The following is a 238-nucleotide window of genomic DNA, read 5'->3' as shown; positions in this document are numbered from 1 at the left end:
TTTATGAAACACTTATTAGCCTTGCAAACCAAGACCCTGAACAACATGCAAAAATTCGCGAAAATCTGTATGAACAGTTGGGCTTGCCTTTGGACAAACAATTAGCTCTATACTCTAGAGCCCTTGGGCCAGCAAGTTCAGGAAAACTTGAAAATGACCAAGCGATCAATAATGCAGTTGAAAGTGCCATTAAGCTGCTAGAAACACCTGAGCACTAGCCTTGCATTACTAAATATCA

Annotated in this window: 1 protein-coding gene; it reads left to right on the top strand. The window is 40.3% G+C overall.

Features of this window, described 5'->3' with window-relative positions:
- A partial coding sequence (locus DD616_RS17565) for a PAS factor family protein (protein WP_208871491.1) occupies positions 1-218 on the top strand: 218 nt, incomplete at its 5' end.
- Positions 219-238 lie beyond the last annotated feature (20 nt).

This window comes from Vibrio anguillarum, assembly GCF_003390515.1.
GTDB lineage: Bacteria > Pseudomonadota > Gammaproteobacteria > Enterobacterales > Vibrionaceae > Vibrio > Vibrio anguillarum.
Note: the sequence above shows the minus strand (reverse complement) of the source record. Positions and strands in the feature narration are given on the sequence as shown.